Source organism: Erysipelothrix anatis, assembly GCF_009828745.1.
Taxonomy (GTDB): Bacteria; Bacillota_I; Bacilli_A; order Erysipelotrichales; family Erysipelotrichaceae; genus Erysipelothrix; species Erysipelothrix anatis.
This window is the reverse complement of the sequence record NZ_WTSX01000014.1, coordinates 55,119-61,977: the sequence shown is the minus strand read 5'-3', so window position 1 is coordinate 61,977 and position 6,859 is coordinate 55,119. Positions and strand designations below refer to the sequence as shown.

General features: G+C 38.8%; 8 protein-coding genes. 1 reads left to right on the top strand and 7 read right to left on the bottom strand.

Annotated features, from left to right (window positions below; genetic code table 11):
- On the top strand, positions 1-87 hold an 87-nt coding region (locus GVV19_RS09545; protein WP_159638028.1), incomplete at its 5' end, for an IS3 family transposase.
- Positions 88-184: 97 nt separating this feature from the next.
- On the opposite strand, the gene alr is transcribed toward GVV19_RS09545, so the two are convergent.
- The 7 genes from alr to GVV19_RS09510 all read right to left on the bottom strand — a co-directional run bounded on the left by alr (position 185) and on the right by GVV19_RS09510 (position 6,858).
- Positions 185-1,309 carry an alanine racemase gene (gene alr / locus GVV19_RS09540; protein ID WP_159647254.1) on the bottom strand — a complete coding sequence of 375 codons (1,125 nt, stop codon included), beginning with the start codon at positions 1,307-1,309 and terminating at the stop codon, positions 185-187.
- A complete protein-coding gene (locus tag GVV19_RS09535; protein ID WP_159647252.1) occupies positions 1,306-2,319 on the bottom strand; it encodes a D-alanine--D-alanine ligase family protein in 1,014 nt (337 codons plus the stop codon). Before GVV19_RS09535 ends, alr begins: the two co-directional genes overlap by 4 nt.
- A gap of 1 nt (position 2,320) precedes the next feature.
- Entirely contained in the window at positions 2,321-3,637 is a 1,317-nt protein-coding gene (locus GVV19_RS09530) for a UDP-N-acetylmuramoyl-tripeptide--D-alanyl-D-alanine ligase (RefSeq protein WP_159647250.1), read from the bottom strand.
- Positions 3,634-4,254, bottom strand: a complete 621-nt coding sequence (nth, locus tag GVV19_RS09525) for an endonuclease III (protein WP_159641604.1) — start codon at positions 4,252-4,254, stop codon at positions 3,634-3,636. The genes GVV19_RS09530 and nth overlap by 4 nt, the downstream gene beginning before the upstream one ends.
- A 3-nt stretch (positions 4,255-4,257) precedes the next feature.
- On the bottom strand, positions 4,258-4,707 hold the full coding sequence (locus GVV19_RS09520) for a DnaD domain-containing protein (RefSeq protein WP_236261711.1): 450 nt from the start codon (positions 4,705-4,707) through the stop codon (positions 4,258-4,260).
- A 53-nt stretch (positions 4,708-4,760) separates the two neighbouring features.
- On the bottom strand, positions 4,761-5,225 hold the full coding sequence (locus tag GVV19_RS09515; RefSeq protein WP_159641603.1) for a transporter: 465 nt from the start codon (positions 5,223-5,225) through the stop codon (positions 4,761-4,763).
- A 103-nt stretch (positions 5,226-5,328) separates the two neighbouring features.
- Positions 5,329-6,858, bottom strand: coding sequence for a hypothetical protein (locus GVV19_RS09510; RefSeq protein ID WP_159647248.1), 1,530 nt, complete (start codon positions 6,856-6,858; stop codon positions 5,329-5,331).
- Between the last annotated feature and the right edge of the window lies 1 nt (position 6,859).

The following is a 6,859-nucleotide window of genomic DNA, read 5'->3' as shown; positions in this document are numbered from 1 at the left end:
GACTATTTAAAATATTACAATGAAAATCGAATACAAGAAAAGCTAGGATATCAGTCTCCCGTTAATTATCGGTTGGCTTCATCCTAACTTGGTTTTTTCTTGAGTCCCAAGGAACTAGGTCAGTTCCCTATGTTGGTGCTTTTTTTATTGACTCATCTAAAAAAAAGAGTATGTTTCATACTCTTTAGTCAAATATTTTATTTTCATAAACACGCGGAATGTTATAGCGAAGATGACTCACTAATTCATTAATTGATTGTCCCGTAATCGCTATATAGTCATAGATTGTTTGCTGTGGTCCACCAAAAATCATGACTACATCTTCTGGTTCACAGGCAACATGTGTAACATCAACCATAAATTGGGACATCGCAATATCACCTAAGATGGGGCACCATGTGCCATTGATGTAAACACCACCACCATTTAATGATAATTGTTTCATGACGCCATCACAGTATCCGGCAGAAATTGTTGCAAGTCGGATATCGCGATCAGCGTAAAATGAGCGACCGTAACCAACAAACTCACCTTTACGGATATTACGAATCATCGCAATGCGACTTTCAAGACGGACGACATCTTTGTACCCTTCTTGATCTGCATAGGCCTTCTGAGATGGATGGAACAAGCCAAACATTACCATTCCGCATCGAACTGCATCAAACCCCAAATCTCCAAAATGAAGTACCGATGGGCTGTTTTGCATATGAGTTAATCCAGGGTTAATTCCCTGTTCTTCAAGTCGTTTAAGAACACTTTTGAATTCACTGATCTGTGCTTTTGAAAACTCAACAGCATCAACTTCGTAGGCTTGCGCTTCTACGAAATGACTGTAGATTCCTTGGACTTCAATTCCAGGTAAATTGTAAGTTGCTTCAATTTCGTCGTAATCACGCATCCCAAGACGGTTTAATCCTGTATTCACTTTGAGATGTGTTTTTACAACTTCATTATGCTCCAAACCAAAGTCACTTAACTTCTGGGCATAATCATAGTCAATGAGCACTTGTATTAGATCATACTTGATTAGTAGTTCAAAATTCGAAACTAATGTCGCACCCATTAAGAGAATTGGTGCCGTTACGCCACCCTCACGCAATTCAATCGCTTGTGCGACGTCTAAGACTGCAAGGATATCGATATTCATCTTTTCGCTTAACAACGCTAACTGCACCATTCCAAGGCCATATCCATTTGCCTTAATTACAGAAATTATTCTCGTATTCGGATTCAATGTTTTACGTAAAAGCTTGGTATTGTGTACAACTGCCGCTTCATCGACATAAACTGTTACGCTTTCAATCATAAAACGTCTTCCACCATTTTAGCAATTAATGATGTATAGTTGACACCTTGACGGTCCATCATTTTTGGATAACGTGAATTCGCCGTAAATCCAGGTATTGTATTAATTTCGTTGAAGAAAATTTTATGATCCTCTGTCACAAAGAAATCAATACGCGCAAATGTTTTGCAATCTAATAATTCGAATACTCTTTCACCATACGCTTGAATTTGTTTGCGTACCGACTCTGGGAATGTTGAAACTGGTAACGTTTCAGTTGCATGAGGATGATATTTCTCTTGGAAATCAAATACCTCACCTGCGACGTTAACCTGGTCCACATCACTCACAATATAGTCTTTTTTAGTTTTTAAAATTCCCATACCACATTCTGTACCCTTAATGTATTCTTCAATAAGTACACGTGAATCAAAGCTAAATGCAAATTCCAATGCTGCATGTAGTGCAGCTTCATCTTTAGCTAATGTCACGCCAAAAGACGATCCTTCACGGCTTGGTTTTACGATAACAGGATACTCAATGTCTGAAATATCATAGGCCTCTCCTTTGAGAAGTAAACGATAATCTGCCATAGGAATATCATTCAATTCAGCAATCATATGGGTATACGCTTTATCCATGCATAATGCTGACGATAATACCTCACATCCAGCATATGGAATTCTCGCAATATTCAACAATCCTTGAATTTCTCCACCTTCACCCATTCGTCCATGAAGCATAAGGAATGCTGCATCAACTGGTAAAACTGCATTTGACTCTTTGAAAACAAAACCAGGACGTTCTGGGTTGAATTGTAAGAGTAACTCATGATGCCCTTCAAGTTTATTTGCCTGAAGCATTTCTAATGAGTAATCACCTGTAAACCAACGACCTTCTTTACTAATAAAGATTGGAATTAAATCATACAAATCATGAGGGAAATGCTCAATTGCTGATGCTGCAGATGCAACAGAAATATCATGTTCTGCATTGGGTGATCCAAAAATTACTGCTACTTGTTTTTTCATATTATGCCTCTTTCATTAAGCGTTCTAGCGCATAGAATCGTGATCCTTTGATTAGAATCATTTGCTCTTTATCGAATTGCGGTGCAACCGCATTGTAAAGTGTGTCAAATGTTTCAAATGTCGTGTACGGTGTATTCAGTGTTACATTGTTTAGTGCTGCTTTGAAATCCGGTCCCAATAGGAATACGTGTTGTAGATTGAGTGTATTAATGTACTCAAGTACTTCTTCATGATACTTGATACTGTCATCGCCTAATTCTACCATATCACTTAAAACAGCAATACGATCACCCGAATACGCATAATTATTTAGAAGTTCTAGCGCATAGATTGCACTGATTGGATTTGACTTGTACGCATCCAGAAGCACCAATGATGCTGCATGGTTCACAAGTTCTGTTCGTAGTGACGTTAATGCGACATTATTTAACCCATGTTGGATTGCTTCTTTGCTAATTCCAATCTTGCTTAACATAGCAATCACACCTGCACAGTTACTTGCTTGGTGTCCACCTAGCAGATTGCAAGTATACGCCTCTTGATTAACAGTAAAAGAAATTCCCGTTGAATCAGCAATCACGTTATCTACAATGAATTCATTATCAGCATTATAACCAAATGTATGGAATCCCTGATCTAGTTGGCGGCACTCTAGAAAATCACCTTGGTAGAATGCCATATCTTTGTCTTGAACCTGATTGAAAATTGCAAACTTTTCACGGGCAATATGATGAATATCTTCAAAATTTACGATATGCGTCGGTGCTAAACTTGTAACCATTGCGGCATGCGGTCTCACAATTTCTGTCATCACCGCAACATCATTGGGAAAGTCCAGTCCCATTTCAAAGATACCATATTGTGTGTCTTCATCCATACGGAATAGGTTGAGATATGTTCCTATTTCTGTATTTTGGTTCTTGTAAGTTGCTATTGTTTTTCCTAGTGGTGCAAGGATACTGAAAAGAATATCTTTTGTTGACGTTTTTCCATTACTTCCTGTAATTCCAATAAAGTATGCACTTAATGTATTGCGATATCCCTTTGCAATTTTTTGAAGCGCAACAAGTGTATCCTCAACAATAATTTGCGGAACATCAAGCGTGTCTATTTTATGGTCGACAAGCAATGCAGTTGCACCATTATCGATTGCAGTCTGTGCAAATGTATGGCCATCAACGCGTTCGCCTCGTAAACAGACAAATAAGTCTCCTTCTTTAACAAAACGTGTATCTACGTTAATCCCGTCGGCCGCTCCGTTTCCATCAACGATGCCACTTGCCCATTGACCAATTGTGTTCAGATTTAATTGTTTCATAAGTTATGTTTCTCCTTTAACGCTTCAAGAATCTCAAATGCATCTTGGTGATTGCGTGCTGTTGAGTAATACCTTCCGAAGAGTAGTAATAGTAAATGCGCTCGTGCCCATCGTTCACGTGGAATCTTACGCATCAGTTTTTCTTCAACTTTAAGAACCGAATCATCCGGCTTCGCAAGTTTCAATCGTTTGGCAACTCTTTCAATATGTGTATCAACTGCAATTGCGGGCAATCCAAACCCTTCCGATAAAACAACGTTTGCCGTTTTACGTCCAACGCCCGGAAGTGTCATTAACGCTTTACGATTTTGTGGCACTTCTCCATTAAAATCTTCCACAAGCATTTGTGAACACGCAATAATAAATTTGGTTTTATTTCGATACAACCCTATTTTGGATATTAATGCTTCCACATCCTCTGGATTTGCTTTAGCAAGTGCTTGTGGGGTTGGGTATCTTTCAAACAGACCCGGCGTTACTTTATTTACAGCAGCATCGGTTGTTTGCGCCGATAAAGCTACAGCAATCAAAAGTTCGAATGGATTCTTATAATCCAATTCTCCTTGCTTTTCTGGAAATTCAGCCTCGAGAATATCCAGTATCATATTTACATCCATGATCTACCCTTGCTTTTCTTTTTGTTTATTTGCCAAAATTGTATTTATATAGTTCATCGATACCTTCTTATATACCATGGCATTACGCAAGGCATCAAGAATATCTGCTTCAGTATACTGTTTCATCCAATTGTTCAGCATCACTAATTCTGGTTGTGATAAAAGCCTTCCGAATTCGCTCTCAAACACTTCAAAGATAGACTGATTGACGTATTCATAGGCAACGCCATCTTGAAACAATCCATCCATGATAAAACGAATGGACTCATTTTCGACTTTGATTGCAAGCATTTTCTGACGCATTAAGTCATGCATTACTTCATCAACCGCTTGGACACTCATCCCTGATTGTTCGGCAAGTACTTCAAGCGATATGGCAATATTTTGTTCATTCAAGAAATCAATTAAGAGTAGCACCACCACCTGGTTCGGTGTTACTTTTAGTGTACTCATATTTTCTAATATCCAATCTCTTCGATTGATGTATGATTTATTCCACCACATTTTTAAACACCACTCCCTCGATCATATACAACATTGTGCGATTCTATATCTACAAATTTTTCAAAGTGTTTATTTTTGAGCACATATACAAGTTTATCTTGATAGACTCCGAAGGATACATCCTCGGGACGCATTCCAAAATTGGTTGCGAGCGCATGGACTGGCTCTGTAGTCACAACATCATGTTGTCCTGTCTTTGTTAGATCTTTGTTAAACCAAAAAATGAAATTTCCACTATCGTCATTTATTTCTGTTATGTAATACACTTCGTCATATGAAAATCGATCAATAATTGTTGCTTCTGTAAATCCTTTAGATTCCATCATTGCTTCGACCATTAGTCGATCTTCGCGTTCATATGCACGCGCAGGACCACCAATGAAGCCTACATATCCTATCCAAAATAATAGGATTGCGAGTGCTACTAAAAGCAGTGATTTAAGAAATGATTTGATAATTTTATTCATGCACGCACCTCTTGTATTATTCTACCATATTTGGCCACCGATAGCGTATCTTCCGATAATTTTCGCATAAAAAAACTCGAGATTTTCACTCGAGTTTCTATTTTTAAATGTTTACATCTTTACGTTTTTTGGGTGCGCGATTTACGTATAAATAAGCACCAAATCCTGCTGCAAGTGCAACTGCCACAACTGTTGCGGTAATTGCCCAAACTTTTGTCGTTTTTGATGACGCTACATCAAATGCAACGAATGCAGGTGTTAGTTTTTGTGTGTTATCGATATGGTAAAGTCGTGGTTCAGAGTCCGTAGTTTGCATACCGTTCACGATCATGCCTGATTCACCTTCTAAATTCCAAACCGACACTTGTTTTTCAAATTTCAACGAGCTGTCAACACCTTCGAATTTTTTGAAATCTAAATCCGTTGGGGTCACTGCGACGCCACCATACGTTTGCTTCGCCATTTCTGGATTTGGAGCCGTCAAGATATACATTTTTCCTTCATCTTGAAGTACCGGATACACTACAGTTTTCGCAGCATTTGTTTTATCCAATGCTAGCCATTGTGCATTTTGCTTTTCATCGGTTAAGAGTTGTAGTTTCATCGCATCTTTCTGATATGCAAATGATGCCGTTCCATTTTGATCGATTACTTCTCTTGTAAACCCATACTCTGTCATCAATTTATCAAGTGCTTCATCATCATAGAGTGTAGCAGTCTTATCGCCAACATTGACTTTAACAGGTTCGCTATCGTCGAGTGTCAGCTTTAATTTATACTCTTGAGTGATTTCGCCATCAACCGCACGAATCACAACTTCTTTAGTTTTTTCACCTTCCGCAAATTTTTGTTCTTTATCAAATGTAAGCGTCGTTGTTTCACTGACACTCTTAACGTCTAAAAGTACACTATCAATTCGTTTCGGTAACTTATATTCGTATTCCCATGTATCAACTGCTGTTGGAATATCGCTTAGCGTCTCACCAAATTTCTTTTCATTATTAGAAATGATGTTGAATGAACTAATCAATGGATTCTTTTGCGCATCTTCTTTTGCTTTTGCTTCTTCCGCAGCTTTTTCTTCAGCTAGCTGTTCTGGTGTTTTATCTTCATCTGGAATTGATGAACCACCATTGTTTGATGATCCACCTGTGTTTCCGCCACCTGTGTTTCCACCACCAGTGTTTCCACCACCAGTGTTTCCACCACCAGTGTTTCCACCACCAGTGTTTCCACCCCCAGTGTTTCCGCCACCAGTGTTTGGGTTAACCACATTAACTGAGGTTCCTCCCGAAACAGAGAAGGTATTAAAATTGACCCAGTCAGCACCTTCACCCGATACAGAAATAGTAGCAGTCCCTGCTGCATGTGTTGGGAAAGTAAAACTTCTACTTTCTCCTCGTGATCCTGGTGCCCAATTTGTAGAACCGCTTGCAGCTCCGCTTGCGCTAACAACAAGATCAAATGATGCATCTACATCAGCATTGACCGTTACACTTACAGTGATTGATTGCCCCACATTCACTGACCCAGGTCCACTTACGTACGCAGATCCGGAAAGTGCAAATATTGGTAACACAGACATCATTAAAAACACTAAAGAAAGTGCCATTATTTTTTTAAAATTCTTCATA